Source organism: Acidovorax sp. Root219 (assembly GCF_001428665.1).
In the GTDB taxonomy this organism is placed as follows: domain Bacteria; phylum Pseudomonadota; class Gammaproteobacteria; order Burkholderiales; family Burkholderiaceae_C; genus Acidovorax.
Genome location: NZ_LMIJ01000024.1, coordinates 188,374 through 208,135, shown reverse-complemented (window position 1 = coordinate 208,135; position 19,762 = coordinate 188,374). Strand labels below are relative to the sequence as shown.

The 19,762-nt window shown below is 68.0% G+C and carries 16 protein-coding genes; 7 read left to right on the top strand and 9 right to left on the bottom strand.

The genetic code is table 11. The features are described 5' to 3' along the window. Positions 1-9: 9 nt before the first annotated feature. From paaD to ASE28_RS23020, 7 genes are read right to left on the bottom strand one after another with little or no spacing between them, the layout of a single operon-like run. Positions 10-552, bottom strand: a complete 543-nt coding sequence (paaD, locus tag ASE28_RS23050) for a 1,2-phenylacetyl-CoA epoxidase subunit PaaD (protein WP_057268618.1) — start codon at positions 550-552, stop codon at positions 10-12. Next, positions 552-1,328 (bottom strand): 1,2-phenylacetyl-CoA epoxidase subunit PaaC, encoded by a 777-nt coding sequence (gene paaC, locus ASE28_RS23045; protein ID WP_057268617.1) that lies wholly within the window; start codon positions 1,326-1,328, stop codon positions 552-554. Before paaC ends, paaD begins: the two co-directional genes overlap by 1 nt. Positions 1,329-1,339: 11 nt before the next feature. After that, positions 1,340-1,669, bottom strand: a complete 330-nt coding sequence (gene paaB, locus ASE28_RS23040; protein ID WP_235514725.1) for a 1,2-phenylacetyl-CoA epoxidase subunit PaaB — start codon at positions 1,667-1,669, stop codon at positions 1,340-1,342. A 23-nt stretch (positions 1,670-1,692) separates the two neighbouring features. After that, complete coding sequence (gene paaA, locus ASE28_RS23035) at positions 1,693-2,700, bottom strand: 1,2-phenylacetyl-CoA epoxidase subunit PaaA (RefSeq protein ID WP_057268616.1); 1,008 nt, start codon at positions 2,698-2,700, stop codon at positions 1,693-1,695. A 30-nt stretch (positions 2,701-2,730) separates the two neighbouring features. After that, positions 2,731-4,038, bottom strand: coding sequence for a phenylacetate--CoA ligase PaaK (gene paaK / locus ASE28_RS23030; protein ID WP_057204141.1), 1,308 nt, complete (start codon positions 4,036-4,038; stop codon positions 2,731-2,733). 31 nt (positions 4,039-4,069) lie between these two features. Continuing rightward, positions 4,070-4,534 carry a hydroxyphenylacetyl-CoA thioesterase PaaI gene (paaI, locus tag ASE28_RS23025; RefSeq protein WP_057204036.1) on the bottom strand — a complete coding sequence of 155 codons (465 nt, stop codon included), beginning with the start codon at positions 4,532-4,534 and terminating at the stop codon, positions 4,070-4,072. A gap of 7 nt (positions 4,535-4,541) precedes the next feature. Continuing rightward, entirely contained in the window at positions 4,542-5,345 is an 804-nt protein-coding gene (locus ASE28_RS23020) for an enoyl-CoA hydratase-related protein (RefSeq protein WP_057268615.1), read from the bottom strand. Positions 5,346-5,490: 145 nt separating this feature from the next. Between ASE28_RS23020 and paaN the strand changes: the two genes are divergently transcribed. Further along, on the top strand, positions 5,491-7,173 hold the full coding sequence (paaN, locus tag ASE28_RS23015) for a phenylacetic acid degradation protein PaaN (protein ID WP_057268614.1): 1,683 nt from the start codon (positions 5,491-5,493) through the stop codon (positions 7,171-7,173). 6 nt (positions 7,174-7,179) lie between these two features. Here the strand turns inward: paaN and ASE28_RS23010 are convergent, their stop codons facing one another. Together ASE28_RS23010 and ASE28_RS23005 are read right to left on the bottom strand one after the other, a co-directional pair. After that, positions 7,180-8,511 (bottom strand): sulfatase, encoded by a 1,332-nt coding sequence (locus ASE28_RS23010; protein WP_057268613.1) that lies wholly within the window; start codon positions 8,509-8,511, stop codon positions 7,180-7,182. A 7-nt stretch (positions 8,512-8,518) separates the two neighbouring features. Continuing rightward, a complete protein-coding gene (locus ASE28_RS23005) occupies positions 8,519-9,472 on the bottom strand; it encodes a Bug family tripartite tricarboxylate transporter substrate binding protein (RefSeq protein ID WP_057268612.1) in 954 nt (317 codons plus the stop codon). Positions 9,473-9,568: 96 nt separating this feature from the next. On the opposite strand from ASE28_RS23005, the gene ASE28_RS23000 reads away from it, so the two are divergent. The 6 genes from ASE28_RS23000 (at position 9,569) to ASE28_RS22975 (ending at position 19,736) form a co-directional block, all read left to right on the top strand. Then, complete coding sequence (locus ASE28_RS23000; RefSeq protein ID WP_057268611.1) at positions 9,569-10,102, top strand: MarR family winged helix-turn-helix transcriptional regulator; 534 nt, start codon at positions 9,569-9,571, stop codon at positions 10,100-10,102. A gap of 126 nt (positions 10,103-10,228) precedes the next feature. Then, a complete protein-coding gene (locus ASE28_RS22995; protein ID WP_057268610.1) occupies positions 10,229-11,809 on the top strand; it encodes an MFS transporter in 1,581 nt (526 codons plus the stop codon). Positions 11,810-12,015: 206 nt separating this feature from the next. Next, a complete protein-coding gene (hemE, locus tag ASE28_RS22990; RefSeq protein WP_057268609.1) occupies positions 12,016-13,131 on the top strand; it encodes a uroporphyrinogen decarboxylase in 1,116 nt (371 codons plus the stop codon). A 1,460-nt stretch (positions 13,132-14,591) separates the two neighbouring features. Next, the gene (gene priA / locus ASE28_RS22985) at positions 14,592-16,715 is read left to right on the top strand and encodes a primosomal protein N' (RefSeq protein ID WP_057268608.1); all 2,124 of its coding nucleotides are present in this window, start codon (positions 14,592-14,594) and stop codon (positions 16,713-16,715) included. Between the two features lie 229 nt (positions 16,716-16,944). Next, entirely contained in the window at positions 16,945-18,543 is a 1,599-nt protein-coding gene (locus ASE28_RS22980) for a GspE/PulE family protein (RefSeq protein ID WP_057268607.1), read from the top strand. After that, positions 18,540-19,736: a type II secretion system F family protein gene (locus ASE28_RS22975; protein WP_057204026.1), complete on the top strand. Its 1,197-nt coding sequence runs from the start codon at positions 18,540-18,542 to the stop codon at positions 19,734-19,736. Before ASE28_RS22980 ends, ASE28_RS22975 begins: the two co-directional genes overlap by 4 nt. Positions 19,737-19,762: the final 26 nt, after the last annotated feature.

Below are 19,762 nucleotides of genomic sequence, written 5' to 3'. Positions count from 1 at the left end.
AAAGGGTCTTCACAGCGGCTTGAAGTGCTCGAAGGGCTCGCGGCAGGCCATGCAGCGGTACAGCGCCTTGCAGGCCGTGGAGCCGAAGGCGGACAGGCGCTCGGTCTGCGGGCTGCCGCAGCGCGGGCACGCCAGGGCGGGCGCAGCCGCGTTGGCGCGTGGCATGAAGCGCAGCGGCACCTCGGTGCCCGGCGGCAGCGGGCCGGGCGGCGCGATGCCATAGGCCAGCAGGCGCGCACGCCCCTGCTCGGTGATCCAGTCGGTGGTCCAGGCGGGGGCGCGCTGCAGGGTGGCGTGGGCCGGGCCCAGGCCGGCGGCGTCGATGGCCGCGAGCACGTCGTGCTCGATCACCTCGGTGGCCGGGCAGCCCGAATAGGTGGGGGTGAGCACGATCTCCAGGCCCTCGCCCTCCAGACGCACGTCGCGCACGATGCCCAGGTCGCACACGGAGACTGCGGGCACCTCGGGATCGGGCACGTTGGCGAGCACCTCCCACGCCCGCGCAATGCGTGCGTCGGCGGCTTGCGGGCGAGCTATGGCCTCGGCCATCATCACCACACGCCCCCGGGAAAGCTGCGCTGCAGGTGCTGCATCTCGGCCAGGATGAAACCCATGTGCTCGCTGTGCACACCCTGCTTGCCGGTGCTGCGAAACGCCGACTCCCTGGGCGTTGCCAGGCTGGCGGCCGCGAGGACCTGCGCCATCTCGTCCGTCCAGGCGCCCTGCAGGTCGGCCCAGCGCGGGCCCAGGCCTGCGGCATGGGCAGCGTCCTCGACCGCATCGGAGGCAAACAGCTCGGGCGTGTAGCGCCAAAGCGAAGCCAGGGCGGCCTCGGTGCGGCGGCGCGACTCGGCCGTGCCGTCGCCCAGGCGCACCACCCAGTCGGCACAGTGCTGCTGGTGGTAGCGCGCCTCCTTGAGGGCCTTGCCGGCGATGGCGGCCAGCTCGGTGTCGCTGGAGCTGGCCAGGCGCTCCCACAGCAGCTTGAGCAGGGTGGCCACCATGGTGTTGCGCACCATGGTGAAGGCGAAGTCGCCGCGCGGCAGCTCGACCAGGGTCACGTTGACGTAGTCGCGCTCGTCGCGCAGGAAGGCCAGCTGGTCTTCGTCATGGCCGCGGCCCTCGATCTGGCCGGCCCGCGTGAGCAGGGCGCGCGCCTGGCCCACGAGGTCCAGCGCCATGTTCGCCAGGGCGATGTCTTCTTCAAGCACGGGACCGTGGCCGCACCATTCGGACAGGCGCTGGCCCAGGATCAGGCAGGTATCGCCGATGCGCAGCAGGTACTGCACGGCCGGGTCCTGGCTGGTGTGGATGCTGGTGGCTTGCATGGCGGGCGATCTCACATGTGGTCCACGGACTCGGGCAGCACGTAGAAGGTGGGGTGGCGGTAGACCTTGTCCTGCGCGGGGTCGAAGTACATGGCCTTCTCGCCCGGGTCGCTGGCCACGATCTGGTCGGAGCGCACCACCCAGACGCTGGTGCCTTCCTGGCGGCGGGTGTAGACGTCGCGCGCCAGCTGGATGGCCATGCGCGGGTCGGCCGCGTGCAGGCTGCCGCAGTGCTTGTGGTCGAGGCCTGCCTTGCTGCGCACGAACACCTCCCACAGCGGCCATTCAGTGGCCATGGCGGGATCGGCAACGGGGGTGGAGGGGGCGGATGGGGTCGTCATGGGGGTTCTCGAATGGGGAAGGCTCAGGCAGCGGCGCGAACCGGGGTGTGCTTGGCGGCATGGGCCAGGGCGGCTTCGCGCACCCAGGCGCCATCGTCCCAGGCCTTGACGCGGGCGCCCAGGCGCTCTTCGTTGCAGGGGCCGTCGCCACCGATCACGCGCCAGAACTCGCTCCAGTCGATGGCGCCGTAGTCGTGCGCCTGGCGCTCCTCGTTCCACTTCAAGTCGGGATCGGGCAGGGTGACGCCGAGCAACTCGGCCTGCTCGACCGTGGCGTCGATGAACTTCTGGCGCAGCGTGTCGTTGGAGATGCGCTTGATGCCCCAGCGCATGGACTGTGCGGAGTTGGGCGACTGGTCGTCGGGCGGGCCGAACATCATGATGGAGGGCCACCACCAGCGGTTCACCGCGTCCTGCACCATGGCACGCTGCGCCTCGGTTCCCTGTTTCATCATGGTCAGCAGGGCGTCGTAGCCCTGGCGCTGGTGAAAACTCTCTTCACGGCAGATGCGCACCATGGCACGCGCATACGGCGCGTACGAGCAGCGGCAGATCGGCACCTGGTTCATGATGGCCGCGCCATCGACCAGCCAGCCGATGGTGCCCATGTCGGCCCAGGTCAGCGTGGGGTAGTTGAAGATCGAGCTGTACTTGGCGCGCCCGGTGTGCAGTGCGTCGATCATCTGGTCGCGCGAGGTGCCCAGAGTCTCGGCCGCGGCGTACAGGTACAGGCCGTGGCCGCCCTCGTCCTGCACCTTGGCCAGCAGGATGGCCTTGCGCTTGAGCGTGGGCGCGCGGGATATCCAGTTGCCCTCGGGCAGCATGCCGACGATTTCCGAATGCGCATGCTGGCTGATCTGGCGCAGCAGGGTCTTGCGGTAGTGGTCGGGCATCCAGTCCTTGGCCTCGATGAATTCGCCTGCGTCAATGCGCGCATCGAAGGCTTCCTGGCGCTGCATCTCTTCGGCGCTGCGCAGGGCCTTGGCGTCGCCGCCGTCCTTGCCCATGGTGTCCATGGCCTGGGTGTACATGGTGGTGTCCTTTCGTGGGGGGGGCGCCGCTCAGCGGGCGCGCTGGTCGATCACGCGGCGGGCCTTGCCCACCAGCGTGCGTTCGATGGAATCGGTGGCCAGCACCTCCACCTGGCAGGTGATGCCCACCAGGGTCTTGATGCGGTGCTGCACCCAGCCGGTAAGGTCCGGGCGCTCGCCGTCTGCCACGCCGGGCTGCAGCTCGCAGCGCACGGTCACCTGGTCGAGGTTGCCGTCGCGCGCCACGAGGATCTGGTACTGGCCCGACAGCTTCTCGTTCTGCAGCACGATCTCTTCGATCTGCGTGGGGAACACGTTCACCCCGCGGATGATGAGCATGTCGTCCGAACGGCCCACGATCTTGCCCATGCGCCGAAACGCGCGCGAGGTGGGCGGCAAGAGGCGTGTGAGGTCGCGCGTGCGGTAGCGGATCATGGGCAGCGCCTCCTTGCTCAGCGAGGTGAAGACCAGTTCGCCCTCCTGGCCGTCGGGCAGCACCTCACCCGTCTCGGGGTCGACGATCTCGGGGTAGAAATGGTCTTCCCAGACCACCGGGCCGTCCTTGCTCTCGATGCACTCGCTGGCCACGCCCGGGCCCATCACCTCGGACAGGCCGTAGATGTCCACCGCGTCGATGCCGGACTTGGTCTCGATCTCGCGGCGCATGGCCTCGGTCCAGGGCTCGGCACCGAAGATGCCGATCTTGAGCGAGCTTTCGCGCGGATCGAGCCCCTGGCGCACGAACTCTTCGTTGATGACCTGCATGTACGAGGGCGTCACCATGATGATGCTGGGCGCGAAGTCGCGGATCAGCTGCACCTGCTTTTCGGTCTGGCCGCCCGACATCGGGATCACCGTGCAGCCGGCGCGCTCGGCGCCGTAGTGCGCGCCCAGCCCGCCCGTGAACAGGCCGTAGCCGTAGGCCACGTGGATCAGGTCGCCGGCGCGCCCGCCCGCAGCGCGGATCGAGCGCGCCACCAGGTCGGCCCAGGTGTCGATGTCCTTGCGCGTATAGCCCACCACCGTGGGCTTGCCCGTGGTGCCCGAGGAGGCATGGATGCGCGACACCTGCTCGCGCGGCACGGCGAACATGCCGAAAGGGTAGTTGTCGCGCAGGTCCTTCTTGACGGTGAAGGGGAACTTCGACAAGTCGGACAGCTGTTTGAGGTCCGAGGGGTGCACGCCCTTGGCATCGAAGGCACGCTGGTAATGCGCCACGTTGTCGTAGGCGTGCTGCAGCGTCCAGCGCAGGCGCTGCAGCTGCAGGGCCTGGACTTCATCGCGGCTGGCGGTTTCGATGGGCTCCAGGTCGCCTGGGGCAGGTTGGCGCACGGCCATGGATGTCTCCTGTGGGTCTATGTAGGGGGGGTCAGCGGCCGGCGGCATCCAGCGGCACGGTGGGCTTGCCCTTCATGCAGTACGAGCGGCCGCGGAACACGGCGATCGCTTCGCCGCGCTGGTTGTGCACGTTCACGTCGTACACGCCGGTGCGGCCGGCCAGCGAGACCTCGCGGGCCTCGGCCGTGAGACGGTCGCCCTCGCGCGCCGGTGCCAGGAAGTCGATGGACAGGCCCGAGGCCACGGTCATCTCGTTGCGCGCATTGCACGAGAAGGCGAAGGCCGAATCGGCCAGCGTGGTGATGAAGCCGCCGTGGCAGATATCGAAGCCGTTGAGCATGTCGGCCCGCACGGTCATCTCGAGCGTGGCCTGCCCCGGGCCGATGGCCGTGATGGCGATGCCCAGGCCCTGCGTGGCGCGGTCGTTGGCCAGCATGCCGCTGCGCACATGCTCCGCGATGGCCTGGGGGTCGAGCGTGGAAGTGGTGGAATCCATGGGGTACTCAGCGGTCTTTGAACACGGGAGCGCGCTTGCCGATGAAGGCTTCGACGCCCTCGCGGTAGTCGACGGAAGCCCCCAGCGTGCGCTGCAGTGCAGCCTCGTGCGCCAGGGCCTGGCCGAAGTCCATCTGCGCCGCAGCGTCCATCGCGTTGCGCGTGGCCACCAGCGCCTTGACGGGCATGGCGGCCAGGCGCTGGGCCAGGGCCTGGGCTTCGTCCTGCAGCGCCGCGTCGTCCACGCAGCGCCAGATCAGGCCCAGGCGTTCGGCCTCGGGCGCGGGCAGCTTGTCGCCCAACAGCGCCAGGCCCAGGGCCTGGGCGCGGCCGACCAGGCGCGGCAGCAGCCAGGTGCCGCCGGTGTCGGGCACCAGGCCGATCTTGGTGAAGGCCTGGATGAAGCTGGCCGAGCGCGCGGCCAGCACCAGGTCGCAGCCCAGGGCCAGGTTGGCCCCGGCGCCCGCAGCCACGCCGTTCACGGCGGCGATGACCGGAATGGGCATGCTACGGATGCGCTGGCACAGCGGGCCGTAGAGCTTGTCGATCACCTCGCCCAGGTCCTTGGCCGGTGCACCGGGCGTGAGGTCGGGCGCCACGGCGGGGTCGGCCAGGTCCTGGCCGGCGCAGAAGGCCCGGCCCGTGCCCGTGAGTACAACGCAGCGCACCTCGGCGTTGGCCGCAGCGGCCTCCAGGGCTGCCAGCAGCTGCGCATGCAAATCGGCGGTGAAGCTGTTCAGCGCGGCCGGCCGGTTGAGCGCCAGTGTTTGCACGGCGCCCGACTGCGTTACGAGGACCAGGGGTTCGGACATGGATGCTCCTGCCTGCCAGGGGTGAGGGAAAGTGGTCTTGATCGATCGCAAACATTATTGACCGACCGTTCGGTAGAGAATAAACTTTCCACAACCCTGATGCAAGTCAAACCCCTCAGGGCAAACCCTTAACGGAGACAAATACATGCCCCTGTTCGATACCCACCGCGCTCTGCTGGACGGAGCCATCAATGCCCTGGCGACGCGCGGCCACTGGACGCCCTTCCCCGAAGCGCCCTCGCCCAAGGTCTATGGCGAGACCGGCCAGGCCGATGGCCAGGCGGCCGTGGCTGCCTTGCTGGGCAAGGACTTCCCGCTGCAGCAACCCGGCGAGCGGGGCCGGCTGGCCACGGAGCGCTCGCCCTATGGCGTGGCGCTGGACGTGCGCTACCCCGATTGCGACGTGCACGCGCTGGTGGCCGCAGCCCAGGCCGCCGAACCGGCCTGGCAGGCGCTGGGTGCACGGGGCCGCGTGGGCGTGCTGTTGGAGGCGCTCACGCGCATCCACCGCCGCAGCCACGAGATCGCGCATGCCGTGATGCTGACAACCGGCCAGGGCCCGATGATGGCCTTCCAGGCGGGTGGTCCGCATGCACAGGACCGCGCGCTCGAAGCCATTGCCTACGCCTGGAAGGCCATGGCCGACGTGCCCGGCGAAGCGATCTGGGACAAGCCCCAGGGCAAGAACCCGTCGCTGGTGATGCAAAAGCACTACGAGATCGTGGGCCGCGGCGTGGCGCTGGTGATAGGCTGTGCCACCTTTCCGACCTGGAACACCTACCCCGGCCTGTTCGCGGCGCTGGCCACGGGCAACCCGGTCATCGTCAAGCCGCATCCCAATGCCGTGCTGCCGGCCGCGATCTCGGTGAACATCCTGCGCGAGGTGCTGGCCGAGCAGGGGCTGGACCCGAACACCGTGACGCTGGCCCTGAGCCCCCGCGCCGAAGACACGCAGGCCCTGGCCACGCACAGCGCGGTGGCCAGCATCGACTTCACGGGCAGCAACCAGTTCGGCCACTGGCTCATCGACAACGCCCGCCAGGCGCGCGTGTATGCCGAAATGGCCGGGGTGAACACCGTCATCATCGAATCGACCGACCAGTATGCGGCGCTGCTGCGCAATCTGGCGTTCACGCTGTCGCTGTACAGCGGCCAGATGTGCACGACCACGCAGAACATTTTGGTGCCGCGCGGCGGCATTGCCACCGACGAAGGGCACAAGAGTTTCGAGCAGGTGGGCGAGGACCTGGCCGCCGCCGTGACCGAGCTGGCCTCGAACCCGCGCGTGGCCACCTCGGTGCTGGGCGCCGTGGGTTCGCCCGAGACCGTGGCGCGCATGCAGCAGGCGAGCAGCCAGGGCCGCCTGGTGCTGGCCTCGCGCGCCCTGCCCCACCCCGAGTTCGCCAGCGCGCAGATCCACACGCCGGTGATCGTGGCGCTGGAGCAGGCCGACAGCGCCATCTATGGTGAGGAATGCTTCGGCCCCGTGTCCTACCTGGTGGCCACCGATTCGGGCGCGGCCAGCCTGCAGGTGGCCGAGGCCACGCTGCGCACTCGTGGCGCGCTGACCCTGGGCGTGTACTCCACTGACCGCGCCTACATCGATGCCGCCGTGGCCCTGGGCCGGCGCACGCGCGTGGCCCTGTCCATCAACCTCACCCAGGGCGTGTTCGTGAACCAGTCCGCATCGTTCTCGGACTACCACGCCACGGGCGGCAACCCGGCCGCCAACGCCACCTACACCAGCCTGGCTTTCGTGGCCGACCGCTTTGTGATCGTGCAGCGGCGCGAGCATGTGGCTGCGCCGATAGCGCCTGCTGCGCAGTAAGCGGCCTCAGCGCTGGGGCATGTCCTTGACGGAATAACCCAGGCTGACCGTCGCGTCTTCCGGGATGGCCGGCATGGTGGCGTTCCACACCTCCCATGCCGCGCGCATCGCCGCCAGGCGCCCGGGGTCCACCTGGGCGCGGTTGGCACGCTCGCGCTCGTCGTCGGCCAGGTTGAAGAGGTAGTCGTTGCCGTCCACGCGCAGGTACTTCCACTCGCCTTCGCGCATGGCGCGCTGGCCACGGTGGTTCATGCGCCAGAACAGCGGGCGCTCGCACTCCCAGTCGGCATCGCGCAGCAGCGGCATCAGCGAGGTGCCGTCGAGCGGGTAATCCGCATCGGCGGCCACGCCGGCCGCGTCGAGCATCGTCGCGGACCAGTCCATGGTCATGCAGCTGTGCACGCTCTCGCCGCCCGGCGCGATCACGGCGGGCCAGTGGGCGATCCACGGCACGCGGATACCGCCCTCGGTCAGGTCCATCTTGCCGCCCACCAGGGGCCAGTTGTCCGAGAAACGCTCGCCGCCGTTGTCGCTGGTGAAGACCACCAGTGTGTCGCGATCGATGCCGTGGCGGGCCAGCGATTCCATGATGCGGCCGATGCCCTCGTCCATGTGGTGGATCATGCGGCGGTAGGTCTCGATGTTGCCGCCGTGCAGGTGGAACAGGTTCTGGCGCACCTCCTCGGCCAGCGCGGCATCGTCGCGTGTTTCCCAGGGCCAGTGCGGCGCGGTGTAGTGCAGGCTCAGGAAGAACGGCGTGCCCGCCTGGGCGCCGGGCGCCATGCGCTCCACAAAATCCAGCGCATGGTCGGTGATAAGGTCGGTGAGGTAGCCGTCCTGCTGCGCCTCCTCCTCCCCCAGGTAAAGATCGTGCTGCCCGGCAGAGCTGCAGTGCGTGAAGTAGTCCACCCCGCCCGACATGGGGCCGAAGAACTCCTCGTAGCCCGACTGCAGCGGCCCGAAGGCCGGCGGGTAGCCGAGGTGCCACTTGCCCATCAGCGCCGTGCGGTAGCCGCCGGCGCGCAGCAGCGAGGGCAGCGTGGGGTGCGATGGCGGCAGGCCCAGCGTGGTGCTGCCCCGGCTCTTGCTGTTGATGGGCTCTTCGGCCGCGCCGCGCAGGCGGTACTGGTAGCGCGCGGTCATCAGCGCGAAGCGCGTGGGCGAGCACACGGGGGAGTTGGAATAACCCTGCGTGAGCTTGAGGCCCTGCGCGGCCAGGCCGTCGAGCACGGGCGAGACCGGGCCGAAGGCGGCCTCGCGACCGCCGTAGCAGCCCAGGTCGGCATAGCCCAGGTCGTCGGCGACGATGAAGATGATATTGGGGCGCTGGTGCTGCATGGGGGCCTCAGGGTTTGAAGCCCGAACGTTGCACCACGGGTGCCCATTGCGCACGGTAGGCTTTGAGCATGGCCTCGGTCTGCGCCATGCTGCTGGCCACGGGCTCCATCTTGGCGGCCTCGAACTTGCGGCGGGTGTCGGGGTCCTTCATCACCTCGTGGATCAGGCCGGCCAAGCGCTCGGCCTGGGCCTTGGGCATGCTCATGGGCGCGAAGAAGGTGTTCCAGCCCGTGGCGGCCAGGTCCAGGCCACCTTCCTTGAAGGTCGGGATCTTCGGATCGAGCGGGCTGCGCTTGGCGCTCGACACCGCGAGGATGCGGATCTTGCCCGCCTCGTGCTGGGGCAGCAGGGTGTCGAAGGTGTCGAAGGCCACCGGCACCTGGCCGCCGATCAGGTCGTTGAGCAGGGGGGCCGAACCCCGGTAGCCGATCACCTCGGCATTGACCTTGGCGGCATCGCCCACCATGAGGCCGAAGAAGTGCGGCAGGCTGCCCGTGGCAGGCACGCCGAAGTTGGCCTTGTCGGGGTTGGCACGCAGCCAGGCGATCAGGTGTGGCAGCTCGCGCACGGGCACGGCGCTGGAGACGGCCACGCCGAACTCGTAGCTGTTGACATGGCTCACGGGGCGGAAGTCGCGCTCGGCGTCGTAGCCCGCATCAGGGAAGACCAGCGGCGCCACCAGCATCACGGCCGGGTTGGCCAGCAGCAGCGCGGGCTGGTTGGCCGGCGCGCTCTTGACGGCCTGGGCCGAGAGGCGGCCGCCGGCGCCGGTGCGGTTCTCCACGATCACGGGCGAGCCGAGCTTGGCCTGCAGCTTGTCGGCCACGATGCGGGCGACCCGGTCGCTGGAGCCGCCGGGCGCATAGCCGACGATGATGCGCAGCGGGGCCTCCTGGGCGTGGGCCAGGCAGGCCGACAGCGCGAGCGCGGCGGTGAGGATGAAGGCAGGCGGTTTCCACATGGCGGCGCTCCCGGATGAATATCGATAGAAGGAATGGCGCACTGTATCGGGCCCACAATGGATTGATCTAAACAACCATTGCCCGGACATACCCTGATGCCCGCACCCGAACCCGCCACCCCGCCCCGGCTGGCCGACCCCGAGGCGGCCCAGCACCTGCTGATGTACCGCCTGAACCGCCTGCTGGCGGTGGCCGGCAGCCTGGTGGTGCGCCTGTGCGAGGGCGGCTATGGCATCACGCGCCGGGAGTGGGGCCTGTTGATGTGGCTGGCCGAGCACCCGGGCATGCCCCCGGCCGAGCTGGCCCAGCGCCTGGGGCTGGACCGTGCGCGCACTTCGCGCGCCATCACCTCGCTGCTGGCCAAGAAACTCATCACCCGCGATGCCATGCCGGGCGACCGGCGCCAGGCCGTGCTTTCGCTCACCCCGGCAGGCCAGGCGGTGCACGACGCCCTGTTCCCACAGATCAAGGCGCTCAACCAGGGCCTGCTGGCCGGGCTGGACGCGGGCGCGGTCGAAGCGCTCGATGCCAGCCTGGCCCACCTGCAGCGCCAGGCCGAGGCCCTGGTGGCCACCCGCACCGATGTGCCGCGCACCTACCGGCTCAGGGGCGGGCGGCACATCGAGTAGGCCAATTCATTGGCCGATGTACAGGCAATCGAAGGGTTGTGCCACGCCAAAGGCGGCTGGTAACGCTATCCTGTGGCTACAGGTGCAGCGCGCACCTCCTCTATATAAGAATCCCACTCCGCATCCATGTCCACATCCACCTCGCTCTGGAGCCCCTTGCGCCAACCTGCATTCAGGGGCCTGTGGCTGTGCGGCGGGGTGTTCTTCATCGGCAGCGGCATGCAGACCATGGCGGCCGCCTGGCTGATGGTGGAGCTCACGGGCTCCTCTTTCCTGGCCGCGCTGGTGCAGACCGCGGTGTTCATGCCCATGTTCCTGCTGGCCCTGCCAGCGGGTGTGCTGGCCGACACCACGGACCGGCGCCGGCTGATCTCCGGCGCGCTGCTGGCGCAGATCGGCGCCTGCAGCCTGCTGGCCCTGCTGGTGCTGATGGGCTGGGGCGGGCCGGCGTCGGTGCTGTTCCTGGTGTTCGTTTGCGGATGCTGCACAGCCGTGCTCACGCCGGCCTGGAACTCCTCGGTCATCGACCCGGTGCCGCGCGAGGAATGGCCGCAGGCCATCACCGCCGTGAGCATCGCCTACAACGCCGCGCGCGCCGTGGGCCCCACGCTGGCCGGGCTGGTGTTCGCGCAGCTGGGGGCAGGCTGGGTGTTCGCCGTGGCGGCGTGCACCACCGTGGTGATGTGGGAATCCATCCGCCGCTGGCCCCCGCGCCCGCATGCCCCGACGCGGCTGCCGGCCGAGCGCCTGTGGGGCGGCACCCTGAGCGGGCTGCGCTTTGCCTGGCATTCGCGCATGATCCTGGCGCAGCTGGTGCGCGTGATGGCGTACAGCGCGGCGGGTTCGGCCCTGTGGGCGCTGCTGCCCGTGATCGCCCAGCGCCAGCTAGGCACGGGCGCCCAGGGCTTCGGGCTGCTCATGGGCTGCCTGGGCACCGGCGCCGTGGCCGTGGGCCTGGTCATCGGAAAGCTGCGCGCCCGCTTCAGCCTGGATGCCATCGTCAACGTGGCCTGCCTGGTGTTCGCCGGGGCGATGCTGGTGGCGGCGTTCTCGCACACCGCCTGGGTGGTGTACCTGGCCATGGTGCTGGGGGGCGCGGCCTGGATGTCGGCCATGTCCACCTTCAACACCGCCACCCAGGCCAGCGCCCCGCCCTGGGTGCGCTCGCGTGCGGTGGCCATGCACATGGTGGCGGCGCTGGGCGCCTTCGCCATCGGTTCGGCCTTCTGGGGTGCGGCTTCGGACATCGTGGGCCTCGCGCCCACGCTCTGTGTCGCCGCCGCCATCATGGGCGCAGGCCTGCTGTTGGCGCGCCCCATGCCGTTGCGCATGGGCGCCCTGCACGAGGTGACGCAGGCGACGCCCTGGGATGAACTCTTCATTGAGGCAGAGCCACTGCCCGAGGCCGGCCCGGTGGCTGTGGAAGTGGGCTACCGCATCGCGCCGGGCAACGACGCCGACTTCCTGGACACCATCAGCCGCATGAAGGCGCCGCGCCGGCGCGACGGCGCCACTTTCTGGCGCGTGTACAAGGACCTGGGCGAGCCCTCGCGCTATGTGGAGCGCTTCATCGTCGAGTCATGGGCCGACTACCTGCACCAGCGCGCCCGCGCCACCATGGCCGACCAGGCGTTAGAAACCGAGGTGCGCGCCTACCTGGCGCCCGGCGAAGTGGCACGCATGTCGCATTACATCGCCGAGCGGTAGCTCCCCCTGAGCCGCTTCGCGTCTTCCCCCTGAGGGGGACGCCTCCAGTGGACCGGCAAAGCCGGATCCACGGTGGCGCTTGCAGGGCCGCGCACTTGGCACGGATCGGTCGGGTGCACAACGCCGAAGCATCTGCGAACGCAGTCCTCACGGAACCTGTTCGGCTGGGGCAAGAACGCTCTCCACGGCCCTGCGACAATCGGGGCATGAGCTTTGCCCCCCTCTCCAACGACACCTTCCTGCGCGCATGCCGCCGCCAGGCCACCGATTACACCCCCCTATGGCTGATGCGCCAGGCGGGCCGCTATCTGCCCGAGTACAAGGCCACGCGCGCCAAGGCCGGCAGCTTCATGGGCCTGGCCACCAATGTGGACTACGCGACCGAGGTGACGCTGCAGCCTTTGGCCCGCTTCCCGCTCGACGCGGCCATCCTGTTCAGCGACATCCTCACCGTGCCCGACGCCATGGGCCTGGGCCTGTCGTTCGCCGAAGGCGAGGGTCCGCGCTTTGCCAGGGTGGTGCGTGACGAGGCCGCCGTGGACGAGCTGGCCGTGCCCGACATGGACAAGCTGCGCTATGTGTTCGACGCCGTCACCAGCATCCGCAAGGCGCTGAACGGCCGCGTGCCGCTGATCGGTTTTTCGGGCAGCCCCTGGACGCTGGCCTGCTACATGGTCGAGGGCAAGGGCAGCGACGACTACCGCATGGTCAAGAGCCTGATGTACGCCCGCCCCGACCTGATGCACCGCATCCTGGCGACCAACGCCGACGCCGTGGCGGCCTACCTGAATGCCCAGATCGACGCGGGCGCCCAGGCGGTGATGATTTTCGACAGCTGGGGTGGTGTGCTGGCCGACGGCGCCTTCCAGGAGTTCAGCCTGGCCTACACGGCCCGGGTGCTGGCACAGCTCAAACGCACCGGCGTGGACGGCACCGACGTGCCCCGCCTGGTCTTCACCAAAGGCGGCGCCCTGTGGCTGGAAGACATGAAGCCGCTGGACTGCGAGGTGCTGGGCCTGGACTGGACAGCGAACCTGGCGCGCGCCCGTGCACTGGTGGGCGGCGCCGTGGGCGGCCCGGGCAAGGCCCTGCAGGGCAATATCGACCCCAATGTGCTGTTTGCCCCACCCGAGCAGATCGCCGCGCAGGCGCGCCGGGTGCTCGACAGCTTCGGCACGCCGCACACCGATCGCAGCAGCACCGGGCCCACGCACATCTTCAACCTGGGGCATGGCATCAGCCAGTTCACCCCGCCCGAGCATGTGGCGGCGCTGGTCGAGACCGTGCACCAGTATTCCCGCAGCCAGCGCGCCGGAGGCTGAAAAGCCGCCCTCCAGCGCCAGGAATAGCCTGGGTTGTGCACACCAGCGGTGCATCTGCGAAAAAATCAATCGGGCCGTCTGCGTGACGGCCCTTTTTTTTCGCACTGCTGCAAGTGCTTGATTTGTATAGGCATTCACCGAGTGCACTTTTGCTGGGCAATCTACCGGAAGCACGGCTTTGCAAGGGTCGGTGGGCCAAACACCGGGGATATCAACAAAGTTATCCACAGAATTTCTGGATTTCTTGTGAAAACCCCGTGAAATCAAGCACTTGCAGCCGAAATGACAGAAAACACTGGATGTCGCCCTGCAGCCCTAGCATAAAAACCAGGGCCAACCGCCCCTTGACGAACCGGGCCAACTGCACTTATGCACACAAACCGTGACGCGGCGCAGCAAAAGCAGCAGGCGTTGCCCTAGCACAGGAAAGCGCTGTAAAAATCCTCAGATGATTGATTCATATGGATTTTTTGACCCTGCCACTTTGACAGGCATTCTGTTGGAGCCCAGCACCCATGCGGCTTGCGGAGCCATGGAGGCAGGATGTCAACAAAGTTATCCACAAAATCCTGGGATGACTTGGCAGAGTGCGGCGGAACCGACGGCCGGGTGATCCGCCCCGCCCCTGCGCCTGCACCGTGGGGCGCGCCGGCCGAAAATGCCGCTGGCCCCGGCAGGCCCACTGATTTGGGTAAGAAAGGCTGTCAGAAAAGCCATCCCAGGACCAGGAATAGCCAGGGTTGTGCACACCGACAGCCCATCCTTGAAAAATTCTATCGCGCGGTTTCCACGGCAGCACTTTATTTTCACCATGTCGCAAGTGCTTGATTTGTATAGGCATCCACCGGTTGCACTTTTGGCAGGCAACCTAGCGAAAGCGCGGTCCTTCAAGGGCTGGCGGTCTGAGCACGGGAGATATCAACAAAGTTATCCACAGATTTCCTGAACTTCTCGGGAAACCCTTGATAAATCAAGCACTTGCGTGCGATATCGCAGAAATCAGTGGATATCTCGCCTCGTCGGCTAACACAGAAAGCACGCCCAATGTCCTCTTGACGAACCTAGCCAACTGCACTTATGCACACAAAACGTGATGCGGCGCAGCAAAAATTGGATCGATGCCGTTAACACAAAAAATCGCCCAAAAAATCATCAGATGATTGATTCATATGGATTTTTTGGCACTGCCGGATTAACAGGCAATCTGTTCAGGCCCAGTATCCATGCGGCCTGGGCCGTGGTGAAGACAGGATGTCAACAAAGTTATCCACAGAATTGTGGGATGACTGGAAAAACGCAGCGCGATCATGCACTTGGCGCCCACATCGCCACAGGACATGAACTAGCGCACGCAAGCTGCGCAGGCCGCCCGTGCGCCCGGCGACCTGGAGGATTCGCGTACGATTCCCGGTTGCCTTACCGCTCCTGCGCGGTCGCCGCACACCCCTGATCCCTTGACCTTGCCCCCCACCACCATCGTCCATGTGGCCCTGCACGCGCCCTCGCACAGCGGCGTGGGCGATCTGCTGAGCTACGCCAGCCCCGAGGCCCTGCCGCCGGGCACGCTGGTGCGGGTGCCGTTTGGCACGCGCGAGGTGCTGGGCGTGGTCTGGGACAGCGACGAAGCCACCGGCGAGCTGCCCGAGGGCGCCACCATGCGCGCCATTGCCGGGGTGCTGGCCGGCGTGGCGCCGCTCGATGCGCCCTGGCGCCGCCTGGTGGGGTTTGCGGCACGCTACTACCAGCGCTCGCTGGGCGAGGTGGCCCTGGCGGCCCTGCCGCCGCAGTTGCGCGACCTGGGGCCGGAGCAACTGGCCCGGCGCCTGCGCCGCCCGGCCGCGCCCGTTGGCGACACCAGCCAGGACCTGCCCACCGTGGCCCTGACGCCCGAGCAGGAAAGCGCGCGCGCGCTGATCGCCGCCGAAAAAGGCCCGTTCGTGCTGTTCGGCAGCACCGGCAGCGGCAAGACCGAGGTCTACTTGCGCTGCGTGCAGGAGGTGCTGGACGCCGACCCTAGCGCCCAGGCCCTGGTGATGGTGCCCGAGATCAACCTCACCCCGCAGCTCGAAGAGCGCTTCACCGCCCGTTTCGCACCCCGTTTCGGCGCCCAGGCCGTGGTCTCGCTGCACAGCGGCATGACCAACCCGCAGCGCCTCAAGAGCTGGCTGGCCGCGCACAGCGGCACCGCGCGCATCGTGTTGGGCACGCGCATGGCGGTGTTCGCCAGCCTGCCCGGGCTGCGCCTGATCATCGTGGACGAGGAGCATGACCCCAGCTACAAGCAGCAGGAGGGTGCCCGCTACTCCGCACGCGACCTGGCCATATGGCGCGGGCGCGAGCAGGGTGCCAAGGTGCTGCTGGGTTCGGCCACGCCCTCGCTGGAGAGCTGGCACGCCAGCCGCCCGCCTACGCCCGAAGACCCGGAGGGCGGCCGCTACCTGCGCCTGCACATGCCCAGCCGCATCGGCGCGGGCCAACTGCCGCGCGTGCGCCGGGTGGACATGAACCAGCAGCCCCGGCGCGCGGTGTTCACCGCCCCCTTGCTGGCCGCCATCACCGAGCGGGTGCAGCGCGGTGAGCAGAGCATGATTTTGCTCAACCGCCGCGGCTACGCCCCCGTGCTGCACTGCGCCGACTGCGGCTGGAAGAGCGACTGCCCCCACTGCAGCGCGCACCAGGTGTTCCACAAGACCGACCGCACCCTGCGCTGCCACCACTGCGGCTACACCGTGCGCGTGCCGCGCCACTGCCCTACCTGCGGTAGCCCCGACATCTTGTCCATGGGCCGGGGCACCGAGCAGTTGGAGGAGCAACTGGGCGGCCTGCTGTCCGAGGTGCTGCGCCCCGATGGTTCGCCCGCGCGCATCGCCCGCATCGATGCCGACACCACCAAGGCCAAGGGCGCACTCGAGAGCCAGCTGGCGCAGGTGCACTCGGGCGAGGTGGACGTACTGGTGGGCACGCAGATGATCGCCAAGGGCCACGACTTTCGCCGCATCACCCTGGTGGCGGCGGTGCAGCCCGACGGCGCGCTGTTCTCCAGCGACTTTCGCGCGGCCGAGCGCCTGTTCGCCCTGCTCATGCAGGCCGGCGGACGCGCCGGGCGCGATGCGGCCTACATGGCCGCCCAGGGCGGGGCCCCCTGCGAGATGTGGGTACAGAGCTTTCACCCCCAGCACGCGGTGTTCGAGGCGCTGCGCACGCACGACTACCCAGCCTTCGCCGCCCAGCAGCTCCAGGAGCGCCAGGAGGCGGGCATGCCGCCCTTCGCCTACCAGGCCCTGGTGCGCGCCGACGCCCGCACCCAGGAAGTGGCCCAGGGCTTCCTGACCGCCGCCAGTGCCGCCGCCCGGGAGCATGGCCTGCCGGGGCTGGACCATGTCACCCTGTACCCGCCGGTGCCGCTGACCATCCAGCGCATCGCCAACGTGGAGCGCGCCCAGATGCTGCTGGAAAGCCCGAGCCGGGCCGCCCTGCAGCGTTTTCTGGCCACCTGGCAGCCCGTGATGCAGGCAACGCGCAGCGATCCGGCCCACAAAGGGCTGATCCGCTGGCTGGTGGACGTGGATCCTCTGGCGATCTGAGCCGGCCCATTAACAAGAACTCGTCTTTGTTACGAGCCCCGGCACAAGCCCACCCATGCAGGGGGTGCCCCGGGAAAGGCGAACAAACTACAATGCCGAGTGGTGCCAGAACGCCCCCAGCCCGTGGCTGGGCGGGTCGCGCAGCGCCCATGCCACAGGCCTTGGGCTGCTGGCAAACCCCTTTCCACCCCAAGTCCCCCGTGCCGAACCGGCCATTCCCATAGCAACTATGAGCAGTCTCCCCATCGGCACCGATGACGCCGGCAACCAGGAAGCAGAGCTTCTGGCCCAGTTCGCGCGCAACTTGAAGGTGCCGCTGCTCAACACCATGACGCATGCGCTGCAGGACGTGGCCCCCATCGAGGGGCTGTCGCCGGCCTTCCTGCGTTCCAACTCGCTGCTGCCGTTCTCGGTGTCGGACGAGGTGGTGCACATAGCCTCCAGCGTGCCAGTGCAACTGGCGGCGCTCGATGCCCTCAAGCAGTTCTTCACCGTGCCCACGCGCCTGCACCTGGCGCCACGCATGTGGATCCATTCCGGCCTGGACCAGATCTACCGGCCCGAAAACGCCAACTTGGCCGCCTTCGACGACGAGAACGCCTCGGGCTCCGACAACCAGGACGACGACCTCGAAACCCTGAAGGCCCTGGCCGAAGATGCCCCCGTGGTGCGCCTGGTGCAGTCGCTGCTGCTGCGCGCGGTGGAAAGCCGAGCGTCGGATTTGCACCTGGAAGTCTCGCAGCAGAAGTTCCGCGTGCGCTACCGCATCGACGGCGTGCTGTTCGACGCAGAATCGCCGCCCCGGCGCATGTACATGGCGTCCATCTCGCACCTGAAGCTGCGCGCCAAGATGAACATCGCCGAGCGCCGCCTGCCGCAGGACGGCCGCATGAAGATGGAAGTCGGCGGCCGCCAGATCGACATGCGCGTCTCCACCGTGCCCACGGTGTATGGCGAAAGCATGGTCATCCGCTTGCTGGACCAGGGCCCCGGCATGATGGGCATGGACTCGCTCGGCCTGAACGCCGAGGCGCTGGCCATGCTGGAGGCCGCCATCGTGCAGCCGCACGGCATGATCCTCGTGACCGGCCCCACCGGCAGCGGCAAGACCAGCACGCTGTACGCCTCGCTGGGCAAGGTGAACCTGCCGGGTAACAAGATCATCACGGTGGAAGACCCGGTCGAGTACCAGATCGACGGCATCAACCAGATCCAGGTCAAGTCGCAGATCGACCTGACGTTTGCGAGCGCGTTGCGCTCCATCGTGCGGCAGGACCCGGACATCATCATGGTCGGCGAAATCCGCGACCGCGAAACGGCCGAGATCTCGATCCAGTCCGCCCTCACGGGCCACCTGGTGTTCTCGACCCTGCACACCAACGACTCGTTCGGCGCACCTCACCGGCTCATGGAGATGGGGGTGGAAAGCTACCTCATCGCCTCCTCGGTGGTGCTGATCGTGGCGCAGCGCCTGGTGCGCATGATCTGCCCGCACTGCCGGGAGGGCACCACGCCCACCTCGGCCGACCTCTTGTTCCTGGCCGAAGAAGGCGTGCAGGCACACCAGGTGACCGAGCTGTTCCACGGCAAGGGCTGCCACCACTGCGGCCAGTCGGGCTACATCGGCCGTACGGGCATCTATGAAATGCTGCCCATGACCACGGCGATCAAGGAAGCCATCATCCAGAAGCTGCCCGCCGAAGGCGTGCGCCGCAAGGCCATCGAGCAGGGTGTGCGCACCATGCGGGCCGACGGCATCGGCAAGGTGCTGGCCGGCGTCACCACGCTGGAAGAGCTGGCGCGCGTCACCCGCCAGGAGATGACGTGAGACCCCGCCCCAGTGCAGCGGGCGCCAGCCAGCCGCCCCTGGTCGACAGCGGCAGCCCGCTGCCTACCGACACCGCCCAGCATCTGCCGCTTGCGGCCGACGCGAAGCCGGCCGCAAGCGGCATCTCCTGGACGGCCTCGCTCGGCGGCGGCAGCAAGCGCGTAGGCATCAAGCATGTGCTGGCCATGACGGAGCAACTGCTTACTTTGCTCGACGCCGGCCTGCCGCTGGACCGGGCGCTGCACATCTGCCAGAGTAGCATCGAGCAGCCCTTCTTTCGCGGCGTGATGCAGGCCGTGGTGGTCGATGTGGAAAAGGGCAATTCCCTGGGCGATGCCTTCATGCGCCACCCCTCGGTGTTCCCGCGCCTGTACGTGAACATGGTGCGCGCGGGCGAAGAAGGCGGCGTGCTGCCCGTGGTGATGCAGCGGCTGGTGGAGTTCTATACCCGCAGCATCGAGTTCCGCTCGTTCCTGGTCACTTCGTCGATCTACCCGGTGCTGCTGTTCTTCTTCGGCGTCAGCGCACTGCTCGGGCTCACGGTGTTCGTGCTGCCCAAGTTCGGCCAAATCTTCACCGACATGCACCAGGAGCTGCCCATGGCGGCAGCCGTGCTGATCGGCACCGGCGAGTTCCTCAAGACCTATGGCCTGTACATCCTGGCGGTGATCGCCTTGGCTCTCACCGGCTTCGTGATGGCCCTGCGCGACGAGAAATGGCGCGAGCGCTGGCAACTGCTGCTGCTGCGCATGCCCATCCTGGGGCCCCTGCTGCTCAAGATCCAGTTGGCCCATGTCTGCCGCACGTGGGGAACTCTATTGGCCAGCGGGGTTCCGATACTCACCGGCATGCGCATCGTGCGCGAGCTGACCGAGCACATCCCTTTGCGCAAGGCGCTCGACCGGCTGGTGCGGGCCGTGCAGGAAGGCAAGGGCGTATCGGGCCCGGTGCGGGCGGACCCGTTCTTTCCCCGCCTGCTGGGCCAACTGGCCGCGGTGGGCGAGGAATCGGGTGCGCTCGATGCCATGCTCGTGAAGGTGGCCGACCAGTATGAGAAAGACATCCAGAAGGCCACCCGCAACCTGGTGGCGCTGTTCGAGCCCATGATGATCCTGCTGATGGGCGGGCTGATCGGCACCATCGTGGTGTCTATGCTGACCGCCATCTTCTCGATCAACGACATGCCCCTGTGAATGAACAAGTGAAGTAGCAAGTAGGT

Bases quoted from the DNA above. Each gene is read 5' to 3' on its own strand.
- paaD (WP_057268618.1), bottom strand. From the start codon at position 552: ATGATGGCCGAGGCCATAGCTCGCCCGCAAGCCGCCGACGCACGCATT.
- paaC (WP_057268617.1), bottom strand. From the start codon at position 1,328: ATGCAAGCCACCAGCATCCACACCAGCCAGGACCCGGCCGTGCAGTAC.
- paaB (WP_235514725.1), bottom strand. From the start codon at position 1,669: ATGACGACCCCATCCGCCCCCTCCACCCCCGTTGCCGATCCCGCCATG.
- paaA (WP_057268616.1), bottom strand. From the start codon at position 2,700: ATGTACACCCAGGCCATGGACACCATGGGCAAGGACGGCGGCGACGCC.
- paaK (WP_057204141.1), bottom strand. From the start codon at position 4,038: ATGGCCGTGCGCCAACCTGCCCCAGGCGACCTGGAGCCCATCGAAACC.
- paaI (WP_057204036.1), bottom strand. From the start codon at position 4,534: ATGGATTCCACCACTTCCACGCTCGACCCCCAGGCCATCGCGGAGCAT.
- ASE28_RS23020 (WP_057268615.1), bottom strand. From the start codon at position 5,345: ATGTCCGAACCCCTGGTCCTCGTAACGCAGTCGGGCGCCGTGCAAACA.
- paaN (WP_057268614.1), top strand. From the start codon at position 5,491: ATGCCCCTGTTCGATACCCACCGCGCTCTGCTGGACGGAGCCATCAAT.
- ASE28_RS23010 (WP_057268613.1), bottom strand. From the start codon at position 8,511: ATGCAGCACCAGCGCCCCAATATCATCTTCATCGTCGCCGACGACCTG.
- ASE28_RS23005 (WP_057268612.1), bottom strand. From the start codon at position 9,472: ATGTGGAAACCGCCTGCCTTCATCCTCACCGCCGCGCTCGCGCTGTCG.
- ASE28_RS23000 (WP_057268611.1), top strand. From the start codon at position 9,569: ATGCCCGCACCCGAACCCGCCACCCCGCCCCGGCTGGCCGACCCCGAG.
- ASE28_RS22995 (WP_057268610.1), top strand. From the start codon at position 10,229: ATGTCCACATCCACCTCGCTCTGGAGCCCCTTGCGCCAACCTGCATTC.
- hemE (WP_057268609.1), top strand. From the start codon at position 12,016: ATGAGCTTTGCCCCCCTCTCCAACGACACCTTCCTGCGCGCATGCCGC.
- ASE28_RS22980 (WP_057268607.1), top strand. From the start codon at position 16,945: ATGAGCAGTCTCCCCATCGGCACCGATGACGCCGGCAACCAGGAAGCA.